Here is a 25,244-nt window from a genome sequence, read left to right as displayed (position 1 = left end):
CAGCACATGAGCGAAGAAGCCCTGGTACTGCGGCAGGACAAGGACGGCATCGCCCGCCTCACCCTCAACCGCCCCGCCGCCCGCAACGCCCTTTCCCGGCCCATGATCGCCGCCCTGCAGGCCGAGTTCGACCGCATCGCCGCGGACCCGTCTATCGGCGTGGTGATCCTGGCCGGCAACGGCCCGGCCTTCTGCGCCGGCCACGACCTGAAGGAAATGCGCGGGGCCGATTACGGCGAACGCTATGCCGAAGACCTTTTCGAGGCCTGCGCCCGGCTCATGCAGCGCATCGTCAGCCTGCCCCAGCCGGTGATCGCCCGGGTGCATGGCATCGCCACCGCCGCCGGGGCCCAGCTGGTGGCCAGCGCCGACCTGGCCATCGCCACGGACGACGCCCGCTTCGCCACGCCCGGCGTCAATATCGGCCTCTTCTGCTCCACTCCCATGGTGGCTTTGTCGCGCAATATCTCCCACAAGCACGCCCTGCAGATGCTGCTCACCGGCGACCTCATCGACGCCCCCACGGCCCTGCGTTTCGGCCTTATCAACGAGCACGTGTCCGGGGAACAACTGGATGTCGCGGTGGAAGCATTGGCGGTTAAAATCGCCAGCAAGTCGCGCCACACCCTGGCCGTGGGCAAAGCCGCCTACTACCGCCAGGCCGAGCTGCCCCTGGACGAGGCCTACGCCTACGCCAAGGGGGTGATGGTGCACAATCTCCAGGCCAGGGACGCCCGGGAAGGCATCGATGCCTTCATCGACAAGCGCCACCCCACCTGGTGCCACGGCTAACGCGGCAGACCCGAGGGGAACCCGGGGCCGCCCGCCCCACCCCTCACACGGAACACTTGCATGAGCGAACTTGCCACCCTGCGCCAGGTCCTGAAAGAAAACCGCACCATCGCCGTGGTCGGCCTCTCCGCCGACTGGAACCGCCCCAGCTACTTCGCCGCCAAGTACATGCAGGAACGGGGCTACCGCATCATCCCGGTGAATCCCAAGTACCCGGAGATCCTGGGGGAGAAGTGCTACCCGGACTTGAAATCCATTCCCGAGAAGGTGGATATCGTGGACGTCTTCCGCAAGCCGGAAGACTGCGTGCCCATCGCCCGGGAAGCGGTGGCCATCGGCGCCAAGGTCTTCTGGATGCAGTTGGGCGTAATCAATGAGGAAGCCCGCCACATCGCCGAAGCCGCCGGCCTCACGGTGGTCGAGGACCGCTGCGTCAAGATCGAATACGCCCGCCTCTTCGGCGGCCTCAATTTCATGGGCGTGAATACGGGCATCGTCTCCTCCCGTAGACCCACCTGATCCGTCCGATTTCCCGAAAGCACACCATGGCCGACCACCAGTTCGGGTTCGACACCCTTTCCCTCCACGCCGGGCAGGTGCCCGACGCCGCCACCGGCAGCCGGGCCACGCCCATCTACCAGACCGCCGCCTACGTCTTCGATTCGCCTGAGCACGCCGCCAGCCTGTTCAACCTGCAGACCTTCGGCAACGTCTATTCCCGCCTCTCCAACCCCACCGTGGCCGTGCTGGAAGAGCGCATCGCCGCCCTGGAAGGGGGCAAGGCCGCGGTCGCAGTAGCCTCCGGCATGGCCGCCCAGATGGTGGCCCTGCTCAACCTGTGCGAGGCCGGGGACGAGATCGTCGCCGCCCGCACCCTCTACGGCGGCACCCACACCCAGCTGGACGTGAACTTCCGCAAGCTGGGCATCAACACCATTTTTGTGGACAGCGACGATCCGGAGAATTTCGCCAAGGCCATCACCCCCAGGACCAAGGTGATCTACGCCGAGACCATGGGCAACCCGGGCCTCAACGTGCTGGACATCGAGGCCGTGGCCAGGATCGCCAACGCCGCCGGCCTGCCCCTCTTCGTGGACAACACCTTCGCCAGCCCCTACCTGTGCCGGCCCTTCGAATGGGGCGCCGCCATCGTGGTGCACTCGGCCACCAAGTTCATCGGCGGCCACGGCACCACCCTGGGGGGCATCATCGTCGAATCGGGCAAGTTCCCCTGGGACAACGGCAAGTTCGCCACCATGACCGAGCCCAGCCCGGGCTACCACGGCGTCAAGTTCTACGAGACTTTCGGCAACTTCGGTTTCACCGCCAAGTGCCGCATGGAAGGCCTGCGCACCTTCGGCCCGGCCCTCTCACCCTTCAATGCCTTCCTGCTGCTGCAAGGGGTGGAAACCCTCTCCCTGCGCATGGATCGCCATTGCAGCAACGCCCTGGCCATCGCCCGGCATCTGGAAGCCCACCCCCAGGTGGAATGGGTCAATTACCCGGGCCTGCCCTCCAGCAAGTACCATGATCTGGCGCAAAAATACCTGCCCAAGGGCGCCGGCGCCGTGCTCACTTTCGGCATCAAGGGCGGGGCGGCCGCCGGGCAGGAGTTCATCGACAGCGTGGAATTCCTTTCCCACCTGGCCAATATCGGCGACGCCAAGACCCTGGTGATCCACCCGGCCTCCACCACCCACCGCCAGATGACCCCGGAACAGCAGACCGCCGCCGGCGTGCCGCCGGACCTGATCCGTCTCTCCGTGGGCCTGGAGACCCTGGACGACATCCTCTGGGACATCGACCAGGCGTTGGCCAAGGCGACAACCTGAAAAACTGCATGGCCACAGAGGACACAGAGGGCACAGAGTTGTGAACCCCGGGGGTGCAACGTCCCCGGGAAGAAGTTGCTTGTATCGCTGACCGAAGGCCATTGACTGGGGGGACGTTCTCCCTCTGTGATCTCTGTGCCCTCTGTGGCCAATGCTTTTCCCCGGCACCCTTCTTGCATTTCTCGGGCATTCCCCTTCGATTGTCGTCATTGCGACAGGAGTGCCCCATGCCCCTCTACGACTACCAGTGCCAGGCCTGCCAGCACACCTTTGAACTGCTGGTGCGGGCCAGCACCGTGCCGGCCTGCCCGAAATGCGGCAGCGGGCAGCTGGAAAAACTGGTCTCCCTGCCCGCCCCCCAGGGCAAGACCGCCGGCCTGGTGGCCGCCGGCCGGGCCCAGGCGGCCAAGGAGGGGCACTTCAGCAACTACTCGGCCAAGGAGCGCCCCAAGATCGGCTGATTCCCTAAGCACCGGCACCAGTTTCGGGCGCCAGGGTCTCCCGGGGTGGGCGGGTCAGGCTGCCGTCCTCAAGCCAGGCCAGGGAGTCCTGCCACAGGGTGGGGCGGAAACGTTCGTGGAACCAGGCGAAGTGGCCGATGGCTTCCACCCCCGCCGCGGCCGGCGACAGGTGCACATGATGGCGCCGGGCGCCCCGGTAGTAGCCCAGCAGGCGGCGGATGGCCGCCGGGGTGCCGAAAGGGTCGTCCGTAATGCTCACCGCCAGCATCTCCCCGCGGAAGCCGTCGAAATGGGCCAGGGGATCGGCCCCGCCCCGCACATGGCGTCGATAGGACTTCTCCAGGGAGGCCGGGCGGAAGGCCCATTCGTAGGCGGCTGCGGCGGGCAGGTCCTCGTGCCAGCCCAGGCGCCGGGCCGGGAAGTAGCCGAGCACGGCGGTCAGCAGCGGCATCAGCACATGCCAGCGCAGCCACATGAGGGGCTTGCCCGGGCCGTAGTCGGGCCAGTAGGCGTACTGGCTGCCCACGGTGAAGGCCCGCTGCACCGCTGCTCCGGAGGGGGCCAGGCCCAGCAGCAGGCCGCCGATGCTGTGGGCCACCAGATGCAGGGGCAAATCGGGATAGGTCTGCCGCGCCCAGGCCAGGGCCGCCTCGCAGTCGTAGCGGCCCCAGTCCAGCTTGGAGACGTGACGCCAGCGGCGCAGGCTGCCCTGGCGGGAATCGCCGATACCCCGGTAATCGTAGGTCAGCACCGCATAGCCGTTTTCCGCCAGGAAGCGGGCGTAGCGGTGGTAGTAGGCCGCCTTCACTGCGGTGGCCGGGTTGATCACCACCACCGCCCGGGGCACGCCCTCAGGCTGCCAATGGTGGGCGGCCAGGAGATAGCCGTCGGCAGCGGTGAGGCTCAAGGGGCTGGCGCTGACGGTCGGGGGCGGCGGCGTGAAACGATCCATAAGAACACTCGACGGTAGGTCTGGTTGGAGAATGGGACAGACGGTGGGTCTTTTGATTCCCGGCCTCAGGCCAGGCCGCGGCCGCCCAGGCCGGACAGCTCGTGGGGCAGCAGGCTGGCGAGAAAGCCCCGCACCGGCTGCAGGGAAACCGTGGCCGGATCGTGCCCCCCACCGCCGAGGACAAAGCGGGCATCCTGGCAGGCCGAAACCACCAGACAGCCGTTGCCGGCCACCACGTGGGCTTCGCCGGGCCGGAGCACGGTATCGCCGCCCCCTGCCTCCGTCAGCCACAGCTCGCCACTGCGGCACTCCAGGGTCTGGCCCCGGGCATCGGCCAGCACCAGCATTTCCCGCCGTTCCAGTTCCAGATGCAGCCACTGCGTTGTCTGGCCCGCTGCCTGGCCTTGCCGGATCGCTTCCATTTTCCTATCCTCCATTCATGCGCTTTTGATATGACCATATCAGTACAGCCACGCCATGAATTAAGTATGGGAAGCCAATGCACAACACACAAACGGGAAATCTGCATTCAATTAATGCAATAAGCGCATAACTATTCAACCCCGCCATGAGCCTGCCCCTGCACCGCCTGCCGTCCCTGGACCCCCTCAAGGGTTTCGTCGCCGCCGCCCGCCACCTCTCCTTCACCAAGGCGGGGGAGGAACTGCACCTGAGCCAGTCGGCCATCAGCCGCCAGGTCCAGACCCTGGAGGAACAACTGGGCGTGGCCCTGTTCCAGCGCAGCACCCGGGCCCTGCACCTGACGCCGGAAGGCGAACGCCTGTTCCGCACCGCCAGCGAAGTGCTGGCCCGCCTGGGCAGCACGGTGGAGGACATCACCGCATCCCGACGCCAACCCCGGGTCACCGTCTCCGCCTCCATCGGCGTCGCCGCCCTGTGGCTGGTGCCCCGGCTTTCAGGCTTCCAGGCCCGCCATCCTGATATCGGCATCCGGGTCTCCGCCGACAACCGGGCGGTGGATCTGGAGGCGGAGGAAGTGGACGTGGCCCTGCGCTACGGCACCCCGGAAGCGGCCCCCGTCGGCAGTCTCAAGCTCTTCGACGAAACCCTGGCCCCCGTCGTGGCGCCACCCCTGGCTGCGAGCCTGCCGGACGGCCCCCGGCTTTCCGCCGCCAACCTGCCCCACCTCACCCTGCTCTCCTTCGAGGACGGCCGGGACTATCCCTGGCTGCGCTGGGAAGGCTGGCTCAGCCAACTGGCCCCGCCCCCGCCCGCCGCCAAGGCCCTGTTGCAGTTCAACCACTACGACCAGTGCATCTACGCCGCCCTGGCCGGCCAGGGCGCAGCCCTGGGCCGTCTGCCCCTGATCCGGGACCACCTGGAAGCCGGCCGCCTGATCCCCCTGGCCCCGCCCCAACCCACCCCGGGCCGACGCGCCTACTACCTGCTGCGCAGCCCCTCGTCCAAGCGCCCGGAGGTGGATGCCTTTGCCGAGTGGCTGATTGAACTCGGCAAAGGCGACGGTACTGCCAATGCGCAAACGGGCAGTCAGTCGCCTTCCGGCAACTGACCGCCCGTTCCTGTCCGACCGGACGACTTACTTCAGCGGCAAATAGATATCCGTCACCAACTCATTCTCCGGCGTATCCGGCAGCAGGTTGAGGTAGTGGAAGAACAGGGGGAAGTCCCGCAGTTCCTCGCCGCTGCCCGGCAGCCAGTTGCGGTAGAGGGGATAGATGCTCTCGCCGATGCGCATGTGGGAGCCCAGGTGGCGCACCCGGGCGCAGCGGCCGCAGGGGATTTCCTTGGTGACGACGCCCTGGGCATTGGGCGGCACCTGGGCCTGGACTTCGCCGGCGATGTCGAAGCGGAAACGGGACGGCTCGGTGGTGTCCGGGTTGTCGTAGGCGATGCCGAAGGTGCGGCTGCTGTCCTTGGGCGAGAGGCCGGTGGACTTGCGCCAGTCGATGAAGCGGGCAACCGAGTCGTTGACCTTCTCGGCGGGGCCCAGGTGTTCCAGGGCGGCAATCAGGGTGCTTTCAATTTCTACAATTTCAACCTGCACGGTGGCATTCCTTTCGGGTAGCCGGAACCGGTAGCGCTCGCTCCAGCCTTGCCAGTCGGGCTGCCGCCGGAACTGGCTGGGCGACTGGCCGAAGATGTGGCGGAAGGCGCGGGAAAAGGATTCCGGGTTTTCAAAGCCGGCCTCCAGGGCGATGTCGATGATCCGGATCCGGGGCTGGAAGGCGAGCTTGAAGGAAGCCCGTCGCAGCCGCAGCAGCAGGAGATAGCGGGTCGCACTGGTGCCGAGAAAATCGGCGAATTGCCGATCGAAGTGGAAACGGGAGAAATGGGCGACCCGGCTCAGGCGCTCCGCCGTCAACGGCTCGTCCAGGTGGGCCTCGATATAGGCCAGCACCTTGTCGAAGCGCGCCGCGTAGCGGCTGATTCGGTCGTCGTTCATCAGTTTCTCCTGTTCGCAGCACGCACTATGGGCGAAGGGGCGCAACAAATCCTGACCGTAATTGCTCAATGTATCCCGGCAAGCTGGCTTCACCGCCGGCTGCCGGGTCACAATGCAGGCTGGATTCCGACCCGCCGCCGCCATGCACGACCTGCCGCCCCTGCACACCCTGCCCGCCTTCGAGGCTGCCGCCCGCCTGGGCAGTTTCCTCGCCGCCGCCGAAGCCCTGCACCTGACGCCCTCGGCGGTAAGCCACCGCATCCGCCTGCTGGAAGAACACCTGGGCCAGAGTCTGTTCGAGCGGCGGCACCGGGCCATCGCCCTCACCGCCGCCGGCCGCCGCTACCTGGCCGTGGTGCGGGACACCCTGCTGCGCCTGGACGAGGCCAGCGCCGAACTGCGGGCACCGGAGAAAACCCGCCTGCGCATTTCCGCCGCCCCGGCCCTGGGCAGCAAGTGGCTGGTGAGCCGGGTGGCGGCCTGGCAGCAGCAGCACCCGGAAACGGAATTCAGCCTGGGCACCGCCACCAGCCTGGCTCCCCTGCTGGCCGGCGAGGCCGACATCGGCCTGCGCTACGGCGAGGAGGAATGGCCCGGGCTGCTGGCCTGGAAGCTGTTCGAGGAGCGGGTCTTCCCCGTCTGCAGCCCGGCCCTGGCGGCCCAGCTGCAGACTCCATCGGATCTGGACAGGGTGCGCCTGCTGCGTCACCCCCTGCTCTCCTGGCAGCGCTGGTTTGCCGCCGCCGGGGTCAAGCATGCCGAGCCCAAGGAGGGCCCGCTCTACGAGGACGCCCTGCTGATGCTGGAAGCGGCGGTGGCAGGCCACGGCGTGGCCCTCATGGCGGAGACCCTGGCTGCCCCCTACCTGGCCGAGGGCCGCCTCAGCCGCCCCTTCGCGGCAGACTGCCCGGACCGCAGCTTCTACGTGGTGGCGCCGCCGGCAGTGCAGGAGAAGCGGGGCGCCATGGACTTCATCCGCTGGCTGGTGCGCTCCGCCAAGGCCACCTAGGGCATCTCGCCGGAGGGCAGCGGGCGGCCGTCCGCCGTGCCCCAACAGTAAGGTCGACTCGCCGACGGCGAACTCCCGCCCGGCTCAGTAGGCCATGCGCCCCGGCAGCAGCCCCGGCCAGCTGGCCAGGAAGCGCTCGAACTCATCCACCGGCAGGGGCCGGGCGAAGTAGTAGCCCTGGGCCTCGTCGCAGGCGAAGCGGCGGAGGCTCTGCAGCACCTCCACCGTTTCCACCCCTTCGGCCACGGTGCGCAGGTTGAGGCGGTGGGCCATTTCGATGATGGCGCGAACGATGGCAGCATCCTCCGCATCGCCGTCCAGGTTGCGCACGAAGGACTGGTCGATCTTCAGCTTGTTCACCGCCAGGCGCTTCAGGTAGGCCAGACTGGAATAGCCGGTGCCGAAGTCGTCGATGGACAGGCGCACCCCCTGGTCCCGCAGGGTGCGCAGGGTGGACAGCACGGATTCGGTCTGGTTGAGCAGGGTGCTCTCGGTCAGCTCCAGCTCCAGCAGATGGGGCGGCAGGCCGCTCTCGGCCAGGGCCTCGGCCACGGTGCGCTCCAGGTCGCCGCGCTTGAACTGGATGGCGGAAATGTTCACGGCGATGGTCACCTCCCGTCCCAGCTCCCGCTGCCAGCGGGCCGCCAGGCGACAGGATTCCCGCAGCACCCACTGGCCCAGGGGCACGATGAAGCCGCTGCTCTCGGCCACCGGGATGAAATGGGCCGGGGCAATCAGCCGGCTGCCGTCCTGCCAGCGCACCAGGGCCTCGGCCCCCACCACCTGGGGTTGCAGGTGCAGCACGAACTCGTCACCGTCCAGGCCGCGCTGGAAGTTGTTGCGCAGGCGCAGGGTCTCCTGGGCGTGCAGGTTCATGGCCTCGTCGAAGAGGCGGTAGGTGTTCCGGCCCGCGTCCTTGGCGTGGTACATGGCCGTGTCGGCCTTCTGCATCAGGGTGGTGAAGTCCCGTCCGTCGTGGGGGAAGACGGCAACACCGATGGAAACGGAAGTGGACAGCTGGTAGTGCTCCAGGGCCAGGGGTTGTTCCAGACAGGCCAGCAGCTTGCCGATCACCGGGTAGATCACTTCCACCTGCTGCAGCCCGGGCATGATCACCAGGAACTCGTCGCCGCCGAAGCGGCTCACCGTGTCGCTCTCCCGCAGGTGGCTGCGCAGGCGGTCGGCCACGGCCCGCAGCACCTTGTCCCCCACCTCGTGGCCGAGGGAGTCGTTGATGGTCTTGAAGCCGTCCAGGTCGAGGAAGAGCAGGGCCACCTGTTCGCCGCGGCGGCTGGCGGCGGCAAGGGCCTGGTTGAAGCGGTCCTCGGCCAGGAGCCGGTTGGGCAGGCCGGTGAGGGCGTCGTGGTGGGCCAGGTATTCGATCTGGTCGGCGTGGCGTTTGCGCTCGGCGATGTCGGCAAAGAGCAGCACCGCGCCCTGGGCCACGCCCGCCTCCTGGGCCAGGGGATAGAGGTCGTACTGCACCGGGAAACGGCTGCCGTCGGCCCGGGCGAACAGCGCGTCGTCGCTGTGCACCGAGCGGTCCTCCTCCAGGCAGGTGCGCAGGGCGGCACCCGCATCGTCGGCGTGCACCTGCTGCAGGAAATCGCCCCGGGGCAGTTCCTCCCCGAAGCCCAGCAGGCGCCGGGCTGCCGGGTTGGCGAAGGTCAGCCGGCCTTGCCGGTCCAGGCCGCAGATGCCCTCGCCGGCGGAATCGAGCAGTTGCTGGAAACGCCGCTCACTGCTGGCCAGGGCCTGGCTGGCCGCGGCCCGGCGCCGCTCCGCCCGGTCCAGGCGCCACAGCAGCAGCCCCAGGCCGGCGAGGAAAATCAGCTCGACGCCACTGGTAATGCCCAGGGTCAGGTACCAGGGCGCCAGGAAATCCTTGGCGGCGATGCCCACCGCCACGTAGAAGGGAAAGTCGCCGATGCGCTTGAAGGCGTATACCCGCTCCATCTGGTCGAGGGCGGCCCGGTAGCTGATGACGCCCTCCCGCTCGCCGGCCTCCACCCGCAGGTGCATGGGATTGTTGCTCAGGGTCTGGTTTACCGTGCCCGGCCGCTCGGGCCGGCGCAGCACCAGGCGGCCGTCGTCGGAGCGGCGGAAGGTGATCACCCCCCGGGGCCCCAGGTCGATGGCGTCGAAGAGTTGCTGGAAATAGCGCATGTCCAGGGGCGCCATCGCCACCCCGGCGAAGCTGCCGTCGGCCCGGCGGATGGGCATGGCGACCACCAGCTGGGTACGGCCGGAAATGCGCCCCACCGCCACTTCGGAGAAAAACAGGCGGGTCTGGGGCTCCCGGCGCAGGGCCTGGAAGTAGCTGCGGTCCGCCACATTCACCCGGGGCCGGGTGACATCCGAGGCATAGAGCACATTGCCTTCCGCATCGATGATGCGCAGGCCGACGATCTCCGGAAAATGGCTGGCCCGCATGGCCAACTGCCGCTGCATGGCTTCGCCGTAGCGGGAAAAGGCCTTGGGATGCAGGGCCTGGCGCGGCAGGTCGGCCACCAGTTCCCCCAGGTTGGACTCGATGCGGCGCAGGGTGGCCTCGAGACGGGCCTCCAGCACGCCGGAGACATTGCGCGCATCCTGGGCGGCCTGGCGGTGTTCGCTGTAATAGGCCGAGCCGAGCAGGAAGGCGGCTGGCACCACCGTGCCGAGGACGGCCAGGATGAAGAAGACGAGGTAAAGCTTGGGCCGTTTGGCTGACATGCGTACGCCATGCAGATGATCACGTACGGGATGTTAGCAAACAAATGGCGCGGGCTTGGCAGCCATCCGGACCTGCGGCGATTTGTCCCGCCGCCGCCTTGGGTTAGCATCCGGCAGTCAGCCACTCACTCCCGACCCCGACCATGGCCCGCATCCAGATCGAACTGCCCGAACGCTTTGCCTTTGCCACCGAGATTCCCCTCTACATCGGCCACATCAATTACGGCGGCCACCTGGACAACGCCCTGCTGCTGACCCTGGTGTCGGAAGCCCGGGTGCGCTTCTTCAAGTCCCTCGGCTACACCGAGCTGGACGTGGAAGGCGTGGGCATCGTGGTGGTGGACGCGGCCCTGCAGTACAAGGCCGAAGCCTTCCACGGCGAGACCATGGTGGTGGAAATGGCGCCGGCGGATTTCAACAAGTACGGCTGCGACCTGCTGTGGCGCATGAGCGACAAGGAAAGCGGCCGGGAAGTGGCCCGGGGCAAGACCGGCATCGTCTTCTTCGACTACGGCCCGCGCAAGGTGACCCGGGTGCCCCAAGGCTTCCTGGAGCGGGTCGGCGCCGCCTGAGGCCCAGGGTGTAGCCACGGGCGCCGCCCTCTCCGCCTCTCCTTTCGCGCCCGGCATTGCCATGACCAGCGCTGCGGCCAGGCCAGCGCCGGCGCCACGGTCGGCCGTGGTGCCGCGCCATGCCGGCCCTCACCCGGCCCACGGAAGTCGCCGCCCCCGGCACTCAATCCAGGTGAAATAAATTCATCCCAACCCGCCTCGTTTCGTTTGAGCCGGGTCCGGCCCTCCCCCATCCTTGTCCTACCGCTGTATCCGCTGTGCCACCGTCGCCCCACCGGGCGGCGGCGGGCAAGCGCCCCGCCGTTCCATCCACGTCCGGACACTCGCGCCGCCCCCACCCCCGGGCGGGCTTTGCCGCCCCTGCCGCCGGCAGGGGCGGCATTTACCCACGCTCTGCCCACACGACGTATTGGAGGAACTCCCATGTCCATGGAAAACCGCGACGGTTTCATCTGGCTCGACGGCCACTGGCTGCCCTGGCGCGACGCCAAAGTGCACGTCCTCAGTCACACCCTGCACTACGGCTACGGCTGCTTCGAAGGCATCCGGGCCTACGCCACGCCCCGGGGGCCGGCCATCTTCCGCCTGGAAGAACACCTGCGCCGCCTCGCCGATTCGGCCCACATCCTGGCCATCGACCTGCCCTGGTCGCGGGCAGAGCTGGCCCAGGTCTGCCGCGAGGCGGTGAGCCGCAACGGCCTCGACAGCGCCTACATCCGCCCCCTGGTCTTTCTCGGACCGGAGAAGGTGGGGGTGGACCCGGCCGGGGCCCAAACCCACGTCATGGTGGCGGCCTGGCCCTGGGGTGCCTACCTGGGCGGCGACGCCCTGGAGCAGGGCATCCGGGTGCGCATCTCCTCCTACGCCCGGCACCACCCCAATGTGCAGATGTGCCGGGCCAAGGCCATCTCCACCTACAGCAACTCCATCCTGGCGGTGCGGGAAGCCCGCCGCGACGGCTACGACGAGGCCCTGCTGCTGGACACGGAAGGCTACGTGGCCGAAGGCTCGGGGGAAAACCTGTTCCTGGTGCGGGACGGTGAACTGCTGGAGCCGGAAACCACCTCGGCCCTGGACGGCATCACCCGCCGCAGCATCCACGTCCTGGCCCGGGAAGCGGGCCTCACCCTGCGGGCCAAGCGCATCACCCGGGACGAGGTCTATTGCGCCGACGAGGTCTTCCTCACCGGCACTGCCGCCGAGGTGACACCGGTGGTGGAGGTGGACCGCCGCAGCATCGGCACAGGCCAGCCCGGCCCGGTAACGCGCCTGCTGCAGCAGCGCTACTTCGCCTGTGTCCGGGGCGAAGACGAGGCCCACGCCGATTGGCTGACGCCGGCCGCCGCCTGACCCGGCGCGGCGTGCTCGCCGGCAAGCACGCCAGAAGCCGCACCTGGAGCGGACTGCGGCGGGGCATATCTGCTAAGGTATGCCCCGTCCCGATCCCCAGCCCCTGCCCGCCATGCCCCGTCTCGCCGTCAATGGAATCGAACTGGAAGTGCTGCTCGAAGGCCCGGCCGAGGCGCCGCCCCTGCTGCTCATCATGGGCCTGGGCGTGCCCCTCACCCGCTGGCCCCGGGCCCTGTGCGAGGCCCTGCTGCAACGGGGCTTCCGCCTGATCCGCTTCGACAACCGGGATGCGGGGCTGTCCACCCACCTGGACCATACCCCGGTGCCCAATCTGGGCGCGGCGCTCCGGGGCATGCCCCTGGAACCCGCGTATACGCTGGATGACATGGCAGCCGACTGCGTCGGCCTGCTCGACGCCCTGGCCATTCCCCGGGCCCACATCGCCGGCGCCTCCATGGGCGGCGCCATCGCCCAGATCGTCGCCGCCCGTTATCCGCAGCGGGTGCTGTCCCTCACCAGCATCATGTCCAGCAGCGGCCACCCTTCCCTGCCGCCGCCCACGCCCGCCGCAGCCGCTGCCCTGTTCGCCCCCCTGCCCCGGGAACGGCAGCGGGACACCATCGTCGCCGACGCCCTGCAGCGCTACCAGGCCATCGCCAGCCCGGCCTACCCGGAAGACCCGCAACAGCTGCAGGCCATGTTCGCCGCCGAATACGAGCGCAGCTTCGACCCCAGGGGCGTGGCCCGGCAGATGGCCGCCATCCTCGCCCACGGCGACCGGCGCCCCCTGCTGGCCGGCATCCGGGCGCCCACGGTGGTGCTGCACGGCGCCGCCGACCCCCTCATTCCGCCGGCCTGCGGCGAAGACGTGGCGGCCCACATTCCCGGCGCCGAACTGCGCCTGGTGCCGGGCATGGGCCACGACTTCCCCGCCGCCCTGGCCCCCGTCATCGCCGACGCCATCGCCGCCGCCGCGGCCCGGGCGACGCTTCAGCCGTGAACGCCGCTCGAAAAATCGTGGTGGAAATGGTCAAGGCAGCGGCGGCAGCAGCAGTGAAAAAGCCGCGTAAAAAGGCGGCGCAGGCAGCGGGCAAGGAAAGGGCGAAACGGCCGCCGACGGCATTGCCGGCAGCGTTGCCGGATACGTTGACTGATTCTTTGCCTGATTCCTTGCCTGATGCGTTGCCGGAAGAACCCGCAGAGGCACCGGCTGCCGGCCGGCCCTGGTTCCTCTATCTCATCGAATGCGCCGACGGCAGCATCTACACCGGCATCACCACCGACGTGGCGGCCCGTTACGCCGCCCACGCCGGGGGCAAGGGCGCCCGCTACACCCGGGCCCATCCGCCGGCCCGGCTGCTGGGCTGGGAAGCCCACCCGGACCGCTCCACGGCCTCCAAGGCCGAATACCGCATCAAGCGCCTGACGGCGGCGGCCAAACGGGCCTACGCCGCCGCCCTGCCCGCCACGCGGGACTGAGCGGGCATTACCACGGCCCCTCTGCCAGGAGCCGCACCCCATCTGACTCCCAGACATTGGCATCCGGAGACCCGCCACCGGCGGGCCTCCCGGCCATGCCTCAACGCGCCGGCGCCATCCCTTCCACACGGGCCAGGGGCGCCTCCGCCGGCGCCGGGAGTGCCGGGGCCAGCGCGGCCTCGCCCCCTTTCCCGGCATCCTGTACGCCGTCTTTCCCGCCCTCGCCCCAACTGCCGCCGATGGCCCGGATCAGGGCCACCGTGGCCCGGGCCCGGTCCCCGTCCAGCTGCACCGCCGCCCGCCGCTGCTGCAGCACGCTGCGGTCCGCATCGAGAACACCGAGGTAGCTCAGGGCCCCCTCCCGGTATTGCAGCTGGGACAGCCGGGCGGCCCGGGCGGCGGACTGCACCGCCTGGTCCTGGGAGGCGGACTGCCGGTCCAGCAGGCGCAGGTGGGCCAGGTTGTCCTCCACCTCCTTGAAGGCCTGCAGCACGCTCTGGCGATACTTGGCCGCCTCCTCGTCGAACACCGCGGTGGCCTGGTCCACCCCGGCCTGGCGGGCGCCGCCGTCGAAAATGGGCAGGGACAGCATGGTGCCCACCAGGGGGCCGAGGACGAAGGCGCGGCTGGACCACTTGAAGAGGTCCCCCAGCTCCGACGATTCGTAGCCCAGGGCGCCGGTCAGGCTGAGGCGTGGGAAGAAAGCGGCCCGGGCGCTGCCGATGCGGGCGTTGGCCGCCACCATGGCCTGCTCGGCGGCGGCGATGTCGGGCCGCCGCTCCAGCAGGGCCGACGGCAGGCCGGCGGGCACCCGCACCGTTATCCGCCCCAGGGGCGCCGGCGGCAGGCTGAAGGCAGCCGGGGCCTGGCCCAGCAGCACCGCCAGGGCATGTTCGGCCACGGCCCGCTGGCGTTCCACGCCAACCGCTTCGGCCTCGGCCCCGGCCAGCTCGGTGCGGGCCCGGGCCAGTTCCAGCTCGCCCACGTCGCCGGCATCGAAGCGGCGCTGGAACAGTTGCAGGGTCTGCTGGCGCAGGGCCACGGTATCGGCGTAGAGGGCCGCCAGGGCGTCCAGCTCCCGCAGGGAGAAATAGGCCTGGGCCACGTCAGCCTGGATGGCCAGCTGCAGGGAATGGAACAGGGCCTGGCGCTGGGCCGCATCGGCGCCGGCCGCCGCCACCCCGCTGCTGACCCGGCCGAACAGGTCGGCCTCGTAGGAAACGCTGGCCTGGGCCCGCCACAGAGTGGCAGGGCTGGTCTCGGCCTCCGCCGGCAGGCCCTGGGAAGCCGGCGAGGGACGCTGGCGGGTGGGGCCGAAGCCGACCCCGACCTGGGGAAAGAGGGCCGAGCGGGCGTTCTGCTGCAGGGCCCGGGCCTGGGCCAGGCGGGCCAGGCCGGCCTTGAGGTCCTGGTTGGCGACGGCAGCCTGGGCTTCCAGGGTGTCCAGCACCGGATCGGCGAAGACCTTCCACCACTCGCCCCGGGGCCGGGCCTCCGCCGGCTCGGCGGTTTTCCACTGGCCCTCTGCCGGGGCTTCCTTGAAGGCGGAGGGCGTTTCCACCGCCGGGCGCTGATAGGGAGGCGTCACGGCGCAGCCGGCCAGGGCCAGCAGCAGGAGCGGCAACGCCGGCTTGAAGCTGGGGATTCGGATTGTGTTTGGGATCATGGTTCTCTCCTGCCGTCTCAACGGGGCTGTTCCAGGGACGGCACGGCGGTGATGGGGGCCTCGTGGTGGGCCGCGGAATGGAGCTTGTGGCGCTTGTCCAGGGTGCGCAGCAGGACGTAGAAGGCCGGCGTCAGGAAGAGGCCGAAGAAGGTGACGCCGAGCATGCCGAAGAACACGGCGATGCCCATGGCGTGGCGCATTTCGGAACCGGCACCGCTGGACAGCACCAGGGGCACCACGCCCATGACGAAGGCGATGGAGGTCATGAGGATGGGCCGCAGCCGCAGCCGGCTGGCGTCGATGGCCGCCCGCAGGGGCGTGCTGCCCTGCAGCTCCAGCTCCCGGGCGAACTCGACAATGAGGATGGCGTTCTTGCAGGCCAGCCCCACCAGCACCATCAGGCCGATCTGGGTGAAGATGTTGTTGTCGCCACCGGTGAGCCAGACGCCGGTGAGAGCCGCCAGGATGCTCATGGGCACGATCAGGATCACCGCCAGGGGCAGGGTCAGGCTTTCGTACTGGGCCGCCAGCACCAGGAACACCAGCAGGAGGCTGATGGGGAAGACCCAGATGCCGGCGTTGCCCGCCAGGATCTTCTGGTAGGTGAGGTCGGTCCATTCGAACTTGACGCCCCGGGGCAGGGTCTCGGCGGCCACCCGCTCCACCGCCGCCTCGGCCTGGGCCGAGGAGAAGCCGGGAGCCGGGCCGCCGTTGATGTCGGCCGCGGTGAAGCCGTTGTAGCGCACCACCATTTCCGGACCGAAGCCGGTGCTCACTTTAACCAGGGAGGAAAGGGGCACCATCTCGCCCTGGTTGTTGCGCGTCTTCAGCTGCAGGATGTCCTCCGGCCGGGAGCGGAACGGCGCGTCGGCCTGGGCCCGCACCTGATACACACGGCCGAAGCGGTTGAAGTCGTTCACGTAGAGGGAGCCCAGGTAGATCTGCATGGTGTCGAAGACGTCGGTGACGGAGACGCCCTGCTGCTTGGCCTTGGTGCGGTCCAGGTCCACGTCCAGCTGGGGCACGTTGATCTGGTAGCTGGAGAACATGGGGCCCAGCTCCGGCGCCTTGGACGCGGCCGCCATGAAGGCCTTGGCCGCCCGGTCCAGCTCGGCGTAGCCGAGGGCGCCCCGGTCTTCGATCTGCAGCTTGAAGCCGCCCAGGGTGCCCAGGCCCATCACCGGCGGCGGCGGGAAGACGGCGATGAAGGCTTCCTGGATGGCGGCGTACTTCTGGTTGAGGGCGCCGGCGATGGCTTCCGCCGACAGCTCCTTGCCGCGCCGCTCGTCGAAGGGCTTCAGGGTGGCGAAGACGATGCCGGCGCTGGAGCTGTTGGTGAAGCCGTTGATGGAAAGGCCGGGAAAGGCGATGGCGCTCTGCACCCCGGGCTGGGCCAGGGCGATCTCCCCCATCTGGCGGATCACCGCCTCGGTGCGGTCGAGGGAGGCGCCGTTGGGCAGCTGGGCGAAGCCGATCAGGTACTGCTTGTCCTGGGCCGGCACGAAGCCTCCGGGCACCAGATAGGAGAGGCCCACGGTGAGGCCCAGCAGCACCGCATAGACGCCCATGGCCGAGGCCTTGCGCGCCAGCACGCCGGTGACGCCGCGGCCGTAGTTGTCCGAAGCGCGGCGGAAGAAGCGGTTGAAGCCGGCGAAGAAGCCCCCCAGGTAGCGGTTCATCTGCCGCGTCAGCCAGTCCGGTTCGCTGCCGTGGCCCTTGAGCAGCATGGCCGCCAGGGCCGGCGACAGGGTCAGGGAGTTGAAGGCCGAGATCACCGTGGAGATGGCGATGGTCATGGCGAACTGCTTGTAGAACTGGCCGGTGAGGCCGGTCATGAAGGCCAGGGGCACGAACACCGCCACCAGGGTCAGGGCGATGGCGATGATGGGGCCGCTGACCTCGCGCATGGCCCGGTAGGTGGCCTCCCGCGGCGTCAGCCCGGCCTCGATGTTGCGCTCCACGTTCTCCACCACGACGATGGCGTCGTCCACCACGATGCCGATGGCCAGCACCATGCCGAACAGGGACAGGGCGTTGATGGAATAGCCGAAGCCCAGCATCAGGGAGAAGGTGCCGACGATGGACACCGGCACCGCCAGCAAGGGGATGATGGAGGCGCGCCAGGTCTGCAGGAAGACGATGACCACCAGCACCACCAGGGCGATGGCTTCCAGCAGGGTATGCACCACGGCCTTGATGCTGGCGCGGACGAACTGGGTGGGGTCGTATTCGATGCGGTATTCCACCGAGGCGGGGAAATCCTTGGCCAGTTCGGCCATGGCCTCGCGTACCTGGGAGGAGACTTCCAGGGCGTTGGCGCCGGGGGACTGCATGATGCCCATGCCGATGGCCGGCTTGTTGTCGAGCAGGGAGCGCAGGCCGTATTCGGCCGCGTCCAGCTCAACCCGGGCCACGTCGCCGAGGCGGGTGACGCCGCCCTCGCCGCTGCTCTTGAGCACGATGTCGCGGAATTCCTCCTCCGTCTGCAGGCGGCCCTGGGCGTTCACGGAAAACTGCAGGGGCACGTTCCCCGCATTGGGCGAGGCGCCGATGACGCCGGCCGCAACCTGCACGTTCTGCTCGCGGATGGCGCGCACCACGTCGCCGGCGGTGAGGCCGCGCTGGGCCACCTTCTGGGGATCGAGCCAGACCCGCATGGCGTAGTTGCCGGCGCCCCAGATGGAAACCTCGCCGACGCCGTTGAGCCGGGCCAGCCGGTCCTTGACGTTGAGCACGGCGTAGTTGCGCAGGTAGGTGGCGTCGTAGCGGTCGTCCGGGGAGAGCAGGTGCACCACCAGGGTCAGGGTCGGCGAACTCTTCACCGTGGTCACGCCCAGGCGCTGCACGTCCTCCGGCAGCCGCGGCAGGGCCTGGGAGACCCGGTTCTGCACCAGCTGCTGGGCCTTGTCCGGATCGATGCCGAGCTTGAAATACACCGTCACCGCCAGGTTGCCGTCGCTATTGGCCTGGGACTGCATGTACAGCATGTTCTCGACGCCGTTGATGGATTCCTCCAGGGGCGCCGCCACCGTCTCGGCGATCACCTTGGGGTTGGCGCCCGGATACTGGGCCCGCACCACCACCGAGGGCGGCACCACTTCCGGGTATTCGGAAATGGGCAGCTGGAAGACGGACAGCACCCCGGCCAGGAGGATGAGGATGGACAGCACCCCGGCGAAGATGGGGCGGTCGATGAAAAACTTGGAAATATTCATGGCGCCGCCTCAACCCTTGTCCGCCGGGCTCGCCGCCCGGGCCACGCCGGCCGTCTCGCGACCGCCCATGGAGACCATCTGGGGCGCCACTTCGTCGCCCGGACGGACCCGCTGCAAGCCATTCACGACGATGCGCTCGCCGGCCTTGAGGCCGCTCTCCACCACCCGCAGGCCTTCCTGCACCGCTCCCAGGCGCACCTCCCGATAGGCGGTGCGGTTCTTGCCGTCCACCACCAGCACGAAGCGCTTGTCCTGGTCGGTGCCGACGGCCTTCTCGTCCACCAGCACCGCTTCCCGCGGCGCCTCGCTGCCCAGGCGCACCCGGGCGTAGAGGCCGGGCACCAGCCGCCCGTCCGGATTGTCGAAGACGGCCCGCAGGCGGATGGTGCCGGAGGTGCTGTCGAGGCGGTTGTCCACGGAACTCAGGCGCCCTTCCCGGCCATGGCCGCTCTCGTCGGCCAGGCCCATGCGGATGGGCAGGCCCTTGCCCTGGCTGCCGCTGACGTATTTCAGATAGCTCTGCTCGTCCACGTCGAAGGCGGCGTAGATGCTGTCGGCGGAGACCAGGGTGGTGAGGGGCGCCGCATTGCCCGGCGCCACCAGGTTGCCCACCGTCACCTCGGCCCGGGACATGCGGCCGCTGATGGGGGCGGTGATGCGGGTGTATTCCAGGTTCAGCTCGGCCACCTTGAGGGCCGCCTGGGCCGCCTTGAGGGTCGCCGCGGCTTCCCGGGCGGCGTTCTGCTTTTCCTCGAAATCGCGGCGGGAGACGGCGTTCTCGGCCAGGAGGCGTTCGCCCCGGGCCAGGTCGGCGCCGGTGTAGGCGGCCCGCGCCTCGGCACCGGCCAGCTGGGCCTGGGCCCGGGCCACCTCGGCGGCGAAGGGCCGGGGGTCGATGCTGAAGAGCAGGTCGCCCTTTTTCACCAGGCTGCCGTCCTTGAAGTGCACCGCCGTCAGCACGCCGGACACCTGGGGCCGCAGTTCCACCCTTTCCACCGCCTCCAGGCGGCCCGAATAGGACTGCCAGTCGGTGACGGGGCGGCTGGCCACCTCCGCCACCTCGACGCTGGCGGCGGCCGGGGCCGCCATGGCCGGGGCGCCACCGGCATGGGCATAGAAGACGGCGGCAGTGCCGCCGAGGCCCGCCAGCCCGGCCAGGGCGGCGGCGATGATGAGACGCTTCTTGAGTTGGGGCATGACAGTTCCTCTCGAAAAGGGATGGTTTTATTGGTTGGGGGCGACCGCCATCCCGGCACCAAGGCGGTGGCCGAGGAAGTGGGCGATCTCGGCCAGGGCCGGCGGATGGCGGGCCAGGGCGGCATGGGTGACGCCGGGGAAACGGGCCACCTGGGTAGGCACGCCGGCCTCGATCAGGGCGGCGGCGTACTGCTCCGCCTCCTGGTGCAGCACGTCGCACTCGGCGGTAAGCACCAGAGCCGGCGGCAGGCCGGCCTGGCGCACCGAGGCCAGGGGCGAGGCATAGGGATGGAGCCGCTGACGCGGCTGGGGCAGGTACTGGCGGTAGCAGGCGGCGCAGTCGGCAGCGCTGAGGTCGGAATTGAGGCGCTGGCCATCCCCCAGGCGGGTCATGCTCGGGTCCAGCATGGGCCCCACCAGTACCTGGGCGGCAATGGCCGGAGCGTTGCGGTCCCGGGCCATGAGGGTGAGGCAGGCAGCCAGATTGCCCCCCGCATCGTCCCCCGCCACCGCCAGGCGCGAGGCATCGCCGCCCAGAGCCGCGGCCTGCTGCGCCAGCCACAGGGCCGCGGCATGGGCATCTTCCGGCGCCGCCGGGAAAGGCCGGGCGGGCGCCAGGGCATAACCGACCGCCAGCACCAGGGCCGGCACCCGGGCGGCGAGGAAGCGGGCCGGCACGTCCGCATCGTCCAGGCAGCCGCCGACAAAGCCGCCGCCGTGGAAATAGAGCACGACGGGCAGAGGCCGGCCGCCTGTCCGGGGGCGGTACAGGCGCGCGGGAATGGCCCCTTGGGGGCCGGGAATGGTGAAGTCTTCGACGAGGGTCGCCGGAGCGCCGGGTATCGCATCCATGGCACGGGGGCAGCCAAGGCTGCCGGAATTGGCAATGGGGCGATTCTCTGTGTTATCTACAACCGGATAAACATGTATATTTCGACAATACTATTCATCATCGGCAAACAATCGAGGAGCCGGCACCATGGACCGCTTTCAAGCCATGCAGGTCTTTACCCGGGTGGTGGACGCCAACAGCTTCACCCGGGCGGCGGAAACCCTGGGCCTGCCCCGGGCCACCGTCACCACCATCATCCAGAACCTGGAGGCCCTGCTGCAGGTGCGCCTGCTCAACCGCACCACCCGCCGCATCAGCCTGACCCCGGACGGGGCCGCCTACTACGAGCATTGCGCCCGCATCCTGGCGGAGGTGGAGGAGACCGAGGCCTCCTTCCGCGACGCCGCCCGGGGCCCCAAGGGGCGCCTGCGCATCGACGTGCCGCCGCCCATCGGCCGCCTCATCCTCATTCCCCACCTGTGCGACTTCAGCAGCCGCTATCCGGACGTGGAACTGGTGATCGGCATGGGGGACCGGGCCGTGGACCTGGTGCGGGAAGCGGTGGATTGCGTCATCCGGGTCGGCGAATTGCAGGATTCGAGCCTGGTGGCGCGGCGCATCGGCACCTTCCAGTCCATCACCTGCGGCGCCCCCGACTACCTGGAACGCTACGGCACGCCCCACAGCATCGACGACCTGCAGCAGCACCAGGCGGTACATTACTTCTCCACCCGCACCGGCCGCACCATCGACTGGGACTTCATCGTGGACGGGGTCTTCACCCCGGTGAAAATGGCCGGCAAGGTCTCGGTCAATGACGCCGAAGCCTACCTGGACTGCGCCCTGCAGGGCTTCGGCCTGATCCAGCTACCCCTGCTGATGGCCCTGCCCCACCTGGAATCCGGCGCCCTCAAGGAAGTGCTGCCCCACCTCACCCCCAGCCCCATGCCCATCTCGGTGGCCTACCTGCAGAACCGCCACCTGTCGCCCAAGGTCCGCGCCTTCGTGGACTGGGTCGCCGACCTCTTCGGCACCTGCCCCCTCCTCGGCGGCCAACGGGAAAGCAGCCCCCAATGCAGCTTCCCCACCCACCCCGACACCCTGACCCTGCGCGACATGCTGGAACAGCAGAACCGCGCCGAATGCACGCTCTGAGGACGGGACAAAAAGGGGAAGGTGAAAAAGAAAAAGGCCCTCGATCAACGAGGGCCTTTTTGCAGTAATCCGTGGCGGAGAGGGGGGGATTCGAACCCCCGTCAGGGTATTACCCTGAACACGCTTTCCAGGCGTGCGACTTAAACCACTCATCCACCTCTCCGCGGAAGCCGCGCATTATAGCGAAGCTTTTGAATAACGCAAAACATTTTCGCCGGATCGCTCAATTTGCTTCCAGGGCGATGAGCTGGCGCAAATAGGCGAGGATGATCCATAGCCAGAAGAGAACGAAAAAAGTCAGCAGGGGCAGGTGCCGGTCCAGGATCACCCGGGGTGCCAGACGGCGCATCAGCAGCAGGGCGGGACGGGTGACGATGCGGAACATCTGGTAGATGGGATTGCCCTCCCGGCGACTGCCGGCGAGGAGCGCCAGCACGCCCTGGCCGAGCAGACACAGCCCGGCCACTTCGATCAGGGCGCGCAGAACGCTGACAAGCAGGAGAGCGGCGGATACCATGGGTCCTCACACTGAAGGGGCCACGGCGCCATGCCGTGGGCTGACGGAATTTTATGCCAGGCGCGCCCGCAGCGCTGCACCGGGTACGGGAGATGAAAACGATGCTGCTTGGCCCCTGGTCCTATCGCCTGCACGGCTGGCTGCTGCACTTCCTCGGCCGGGATGGGGCGGCCTACGCCGCCTACCAGGAGGCTTTCCGCCATACCCCCGGGGCTGCCACGGCGGCCTGCCTGGGGTATCTTGCCGCCCGTCTGGAACGCCTTGAGGACGCCGAGGCCTGGTACGCCAGCGCCGCCTCCCTGGCGCCGGAGCGTGGTGAGCACCACTTCAACCTGGGTTACGTGCGGGACCGGCTGGGCCGGCCCCGGCAGGCCATCGCCGCCTTCCATGCAGCCCTGCACCTAAATCCTCAACTGGACCGGGCCTGGTACGGCAAGGGGCTGGCCCATGCCACCCTGGGCGAACACGAAGCAGCGGCGACGGCCCTGGAAAAGGCGGTGGAGCTGCAGCCCATGAACGGCATCGCCTACTACCACCTGGGCATGGCCTACCACCATGCCGGCCGGCACCAGGAGAGCGAACGCATCGCCCGGCGCCTGGCAGCCTTCGAGCCCCGACTGGCGCGGCAGCTGATGCGGGATGGGGAGCATCCGCAGCTGCTCTCCCTGGTGGCCCACCTGGAGGCCTGAAACGCCCCGCCCGGGCGGACGCTAGTCGCGCCCCCCTTCATGGACGCCGTACTGGTGGTCCAGCCGGTTCATGTAGCGGGCGTAGAACCAGATGATCAGCACGTAGACCACCAGGGAGCCCTGGGCCCCCATGTAGAAGCCCAGGGGAAAGCCCAGCACGGTGAACTCGTTGAGTTCCCGGGCGAAGTAGCTGACCACGTAGGTGACCAGGAACCAGATGGCCAGCAGCAGCGCCGTCATGCGCAGGTTCTTGCGCCAGTATTCCCGATGCCGATCTGTAAGTTGCATGGCTGTACCCTGTGGCGGCGGCGCCCCGGAATGCCCCGGGGCCTTAGCGCAGTTGCGGATAGTGCACCTGCTCGACGAAGTCCTGCACCTCCCGGGAGGGCGGCTTGGTCAGCAGACTGACGACGACGATGGTGAGGAAGCCCGCCGGCACGCCCCAGACGCCGGCCGAGGTGGACTGGATGCCGAACCAGGGCTCCATGCCGATGCCGCGCAGGCCGAGCCAGGGCACGGAATCGAACTGCACCCGCACCATGTAATAGACGGTGATGAGCAGGCCCACCACCATGCCGGAGACGGCGCCGGCCCGGTTGGCCCGCTTCCAGAAGATGCCGATGACCAGGGCCGGGAAAAAAGCGGCGGCGGCGATGGAAAAGGCCCAGGCCACCATGTAGAGGATGGTGGCGGGCCGCTGGGCCGCCACCGTGGCCGCCAGCACCGCCGTCACCAGCAGCAGGGACTTGGAAATGACCAGGCGCCACTGGGTCGAGGCCCGGGGCTGGATGATCTTGTAATAGACGTCGTGGGAGAGGGAACCGGCGATGGTCAGCAGCAGGCCGTCGGCCGTGGACAGGGCCGCCGCCAGGCCGCCGGCCGCCACCAGGCCGGAGATGACGTAGGGCAGGCCGGCGATTTCCGGCGTCGCCAGGACGATCACGTCCGGGTTGAGGGACAGTTCCGCCAGTTGCAGCAGGCCGTCGTGGTTGATGTCCTCGATGGCCACCAGCCCCACCTTGCCCCAGGCCGCCACCCAGGACGGCAGGTGGGCGATGGGGGTGTTGATCAGGGTCGAATAGACCTCGTACTTGGCGAACACGGCGTAGGCCGGGGCGGTGAAGTACAGCAGCAGGATGAAGAAGAGGGACCAGGTCACCGACTCCCGCGCCTCCTTCACCGTGGGCGTGGTGTAGTAGCGCATCAGGACGTGGGGCAAGGCGGCGGTGCCCACCATGAGGCAGAACATGAGGGTGAGGAAGTTGAGCCGGGCGGCCGAGGATTCGGCCTCACTGCGCCCGGGGAAGGCCTCGGCGTGGCGGATGGGCATGGCGCCCCGGTCGGCGGCGGCGTGCATGGCCGCGTCCCAGCGCTCCCGCGCCTCCTCCGCGTTGGCCGGCAGGTCCCGCCGCAGCCGCTCCAGGGCCACCACCTCGCGCATGGGGGCGTTCTCTTCCTTGAGGGCGTTGATGCGCATGGTCAGGCGCTGCCGCTCTTCCGCCAGGGAAACGGGCAGGCGCATGATCTTTTCGTAGTAGGCGTCGGCCCGCTCCCGGTACAGGCCCCGCACCTCCTGCTCGGCCGGGGTCTCGAACAGCTTTTCCTCCAGCTTGCCCACTTCCTGCAGCACTTCCCCGTACACCAGCTGGGGCACCGGCACGCTGGTGATCTGGAAGGACAGCAGGGCCACCGGCGTCACGTAGGCGATGATGAGGATCACGTACTGGGCCACCTGGGTCCAGGTCACGGCCCGCATGCCACCGAGGAAGGAGCACACCAGGATGCCGGCGAGGCCGACGAAGACGCCGATCTCGAACTGCAGGCTGACGAAGCGGCTGGTGATCAGCCCGACGCCATAGATCTGGGCCACCACGTAGACGAAGGAGGCGATGATGGCCGCCGCCACGCCCACCAGGCGGGGCGCATTGCCGCCGTAGCGCACGGCGAGGAAGTCGGGGATGGTGTATTGCCCGAACTTGCGCAGGTAGGGCGCCAGGAACAGGGCCACCAGCACGTAGCCGCCGGTCCAGCCCATGATGTAGGCCAGGCCCTGGTAGCCCGTCAGGTAGAGGGTGCCGGCCATGCCGATGAAGGAGGCGGCGGACATCCAGTCGGCCCCGGTGGCCATGCCGTTGAACAGGGCCGGTACCCGCCGCCCCGCCACGTAATACTCGGAGACATCGGCGGTACGGCTCATGACGCCGATGGTGGCGTAGATGAGGATGGTGAACAGGAGGAAGGCGTAGCCGATCCAGCGGGGCGGCAGCCCCAGGTGCTCGAGGAAGGCGAGGACCGCGACGAAGGCCAGGAAGCCGACCGTATAAAGCAGGTAGTAGCGCTTCAGCTGCTGACGGAACCCCTTGGCGGTCGGCATGGCGCCTGCCTC

23 protein-coding genes and 1 tRNA gene are annotated in these 25,244 nt (G+C 68.7%); 12 read left to right on the top strand and 12 right to left on the bottom strand.

Annotation, left to right across the window (positions count from 1 at the left end; translation table 11 throughout):
* Nucleotides 1–6 precede the first annotated feature (6 nt).
* The 4 genes from AC3QLZ_RS17035 to AC3QLZ_RS17020 all read left to right on the top strand — a co-directional run bounded on the left by AC3QLZ_RS17035 (nt 7) and on the right by AC3QLZ_RS17020 (nt 3,085).
* Nucleotides 7–792: an enoyl-CoA hydratase gene (locus AC3QLZ_RS17035; protein ID WP_014237108.1), complete on the top strand. Its 786-nt coding sequence runs from the start codon at nt 7–9 to the stop codon at nt 790–792.
* Between the two features lie 60 nt (nt 793–852).
* A complete protein-coding gene (locus AC3QLZ_RS17030; protein WP_014237107.1) occupies nt 853–1,311 on the top strand; it encodes a CoA-binding protein in 459 nt (152 codons plus the stop codon).
* Nucleotides 1,312–1,337: 26 nt separating this feature from the next.
* Complete coding sequence (locus AC3QLZ_RS17025; protein ID WP_014237106.1) at nt 1,338–2,624, top strand: O-acetylhomoserine aminocarboxypropyltransferase/cysteine synthase family protein; 1,287 nt, start codon at nt 1,338–1,340, stop codon at nt 2,622–2,624.
* Between the two features lie 227 nt (nt 2,625–2,851).
* Nucleotides 2,852–3,085 (top strand): FmdB family zinc ribbon protein, encoded by a 234-nt coding sequence (locus tag AC3QLZ_RS17020; RefSeq protein WP_014237105.1) that lies wholly within the window; start codon nt 2,852–2,854, stop codon nt 3,083–3,085.
* Between the two features lie 4 nt (nt 3,086–3,089).
* Here AC3QLZ_RS17020 and AC3QLZ_RS17015 read toward each other — a convergent pair whose 3' ends face one another.
* Both AC3QLZ_RS17015 and AC3QLZ_RS17010 read right to left on the bottom strand, forming a co-directional pair.
* Nucleotides 3,090–4,037 carry an alpha/beta hydrolase family protein gene (locus AC3QLZ_RS17015; RefSeq protein ID WP_014237104.1) on the bottom strand — a complete coding sequence of 316 codons (948 nt, stop codon included), beginning with the start codon at nt 4,035–4,037 and terminating at the stop codon, nt 3,090–3,092.
* A gap of 65 nt (nt 4,038–4,102) precedes the next feature.
* Complete coding sequence (locus AC3QLZ_RS17010; protein WP_014237103.1) at nt 4,103–4,459, bottom strand: DUF2917 domain-containing protein; 357 nt, start codon at nt 4,457–4,459, stop codon at nt 4,103–4,105.
* A 146-nt stretch (nt 4,460–4,605) separates the two neighbouring features.
* Between AC3QLZ_RS17010 and AC3QLZ_RS17005 the strand changes: the two genes are divergently transcribed.
* Nucleotides 4,606–5,568, top strand: a complete 963-nt coding sequence (locus AC3QLZ_RS17005; RefSeq protein ID WP_014237102.1) for a LysR substrate-binding domain-containing protein — start codon at nt 4,606–4,608, stop codon at nt 5,566–5,568.
* A 27-nt stretch (nt 5,569–5,595) separates the two neighbouring features.
* Here AC3QLZ_RS17005 and AC3QLZ_RS17000 read toward each other — a convergent pair whose 3' ends face one another.
* Nucleotides 5,596–6,462, bottom strand: coding sequence for an AraC family transcriptional regulator (locus AC3QLZ_RS17000; RefSeq protein ID WP_014237101.1), 867 nt, complete (start codon nt 6,460–6,462; stop codon nt 5,596–5,598).
* A gap of 112 nt (nt 6,463–6,574) precedes the next feature.
* Between AC3QLZ_RS17000 and AC3QLZ_RS16995 the strand changes: the two genes are divergently transcribed.
* Complete coding sequence (locus tag AC3QLZ_RS16995) at nt 6,575–7,471, top strand: LysR substrate-binding domain-containing protein (RefSeq protein WP_238526298.1); 897 nt, start codon at nt 6,575–6,577, stop codon at nt 7,469–7,471.
* An 84-nt stretch (nt 7,472–7,555) separates the two neighbouring features.
* Here AC3QLZ_RS16995 and AC3QLZ_RS16990 read toward each other — a convergent pair whose 3' ends face one another.
* Entirely contained in the window at nt 7,556–10,186 is a 2,631-nt protein-coding gene (locus AC3QLZ_RS16990) for a bifunctional diguanylate cyclase/phosphodiesterase (protein ID WP_014237099.1), read from the bottom strand.
* 143 nt (nt 10,187–10,329) lie between these two features.
* Here AC3QLZ_RS16990 and AC3QLZ_RS16985 point away from each other — a divergent pair, with 143 nt between their 5' ends.
* The 4 genes from AC3QLZ_RS16985 (at nt 10,330) to AC3QLZ_RS16970 (ending at nt 13,587) form a co-directional block, all read left to right on the top strand.
* The gene (locus AC3QLZ_RS16985) at nt 10,330–10,758 is read left to right on the top strand and encodes an acyl-CoA thioesterase (RefSeq protein WP_014237098.1); all 429 of its coding nucleotides are present in this window, start codon (nt 10,330–10,332) and stop codon (nt 10,756–10,758) included.
* A gap of 423 nt (nt 10,759–11,181) precedes the next feature.
* On the top strand, nt 11,182–12,108 hold the full coding sequence (locus AC3QLZ_RS16980; protein WP_014237097.1) for a branched-chain amino acid transaminase: 927 nt from the start codon (nt 11,182–11,184) through the stop codon (nt 12,106–12,108).
* 79 nt (nt 12,109–12,187) lie between these two features.
* Entirely contained in the window at nt 12,188–13,108 is a 921-nt protein-coding gene (locus AC3QLZ_RS16975) for an alpha/beta fold hydrolase (protein ID WP_014237096.1), read from the top strand.
* 170 nt (nt 13,109–13,278) lie between these two features.
* A complete protein-coding gene (locus tag AC3QLZ_RS16970) occupies nt 13,279–13,587 on the top strand; it encodes a GIY-YIG nuclease family protein (protein ID WP_287874088.1) in 309 nt (102 codons plus the stop codon).
* Nucleotides 13,588–13,687: 100 nt separating this feature from the next.
* Here AC3QLZ_RS16970 and AC3QLZ_RS16965 read toward each other — a convergent pair whose 3' ends face one another.
* Genes AC3QLZ_RS16965 through AC3QLZ_RS16950 form a run of 4 tightly spaced genes read right to left on the bottom strand, consistent with a single transcriptional unit; the run spans nt 13,688 to nt 20,517 of the window.
* Nucleotides 13,688–15,253, bottom strand: a complete 1,566-nt coding sequence (locus AC3QLZ_RS16965) for an efflux transporter outer membrane subunit (RefSeq protein WP_014237094.1) — start codon at nt 15,251–15,253, stop codon at nt 13,688–13,690.
* A gap of 17 nt (nt 15,254–15,270) precedes the next feature.
* Nucleotides 15,271–18,468: an efflux RND transporter permease subunit gene (locus AC3QLZ_RS16960; RefSeq protein WP_014237093.1), complete on the bottom strand. Its 3,198-nt coding sequence runs from the start codon at nt 18,466–18,468 to the stop codon at nt 15,271–15,273.
* A gap of 9 nt (nt 18,469–18,477) precedes the next feature.
* On the bottom strand, nt 18,478–19,665 hold the full coding sequence (locus AC3QLZ_RS16955) for an efflux RND transporter periplasmic adaptor subunit (RefSeq protein WP_014237092.1): 1,188 nt from the start codon (nt 19,663–19,665) through the stop codon (nt 18,478–18,480).
* Nucleotides 19,666–19,692: 27 nt separating this feature from the next.
* Nucleotides 19,693–20,517, bottom strand: coding sequence for an alpha/beta hydrolase fold domain-containing protein (locus AC3QLZ_RS16950; protein WP_014237091.1), 825 nt, complete (start codon nt 20,515–20,517; stop codon nt 19,693–19,695).
* A 127-nt stretch (nt 20,518–20,644) separates the two neighbouring features.
* Between AC3QLZ_RS16950 and AC3QLZ_RS16945 the strand changes: the two genes are divergently transcribed.
* Entirely contained in the window at nt 20,645–21,652 is a 1,008-nt protein-coding gene (locus AC3QLZ_RS16945; RefSeq protein WP_014237090.1) for a LysR family transcriptional regulator, read from the top strand.
* 72 nt (nt 21,653–21,724) lie between these two features.
* On the opposite strand, the gene AC3QLZ_RS16940 is transcribed toward AC3QLZ_RS16945, so the two are convergent.
* Both AC3QLZ_RS16940 and AC3QLZ_RS16935 read right to left on the bottom strand, forming a co-directional pair.
* Nucleotides 21,725–21,815 (bottom strand) — tRNA-Ser (locus AC3QLZ_RS16940).
* A gap of 60 nt (nt 21,816–21,875) precedes the next feature.
* Nucleotides 21,876–22,169 (bottom strand): hypothetical protein, encoded by a 294-nt coding sequence (locus AC3QLZ_RS16935; RefSeq protein ID WP_043798035.1) that lies wholly within the window; start codon nt 22,167–22,169, stop codon nt 21,876–21,878.
* Nucleotides 22,170–22,261: 92 nt separating this feature from the next.
* Here AC3QLZ_RS16935 and AC3QLZ_RS16930 point away from each other — a divergent pair, with 92 nt between their 5' ends.
* Nucleotides 22,262–22,858 (top strand): tetratricopeptide repeat protein, encoded by a 597-nt coding sequence (locus tag AC3QLZ_RS16930; RefSeq protein WP_157870612.1) that lies wholly within the window; start codon nt 22,262–22,264, stop codon nt 22,856–22,858.
* Nucleotides 22,859–22,879: 21 nt separating this feature from the next.
* Here the strand turns inward: AC3QLZ_RS16930 and AC3QLZ_RS16925 are convergent, their stop codons facing one another.
* On the bottom strand, nt 22,880–23,146 hold the full coding sequence (locus tag AC3QLZ_RS16925) for a DUF4212 domain-containing protein (protein ID WP_014237077.1): 267 nt from the start codon (nt 23,144–23,146) through the stop codon (nt 22,880–22,882).
* A gap of 43 nt (nt 23,147–23,189) precedes the next feature.
* Nucleotides 23,190–25,232 (bottom strand): sodium:solute symporter family protein, encoded by a 2,043-nt coding sequence (locus AC3QLZ_RS16920; protein ID WP_014237076.1) that lies wholly within the window; start codon nt 25,230–25,232, stop codon nt 23,190–23,192.
* Nucleotides 25,233–25,244 lie beyond the last annotated feature (12 nt).

The organism is Azospira sp. MPR-LB4 (assembly GCF_058809525.1).
The sequence above is the reverse complement of the archived record's forward strand: the minus strand, read 5'-3'. Positions and strand labels throughout refer to the sequence as shown.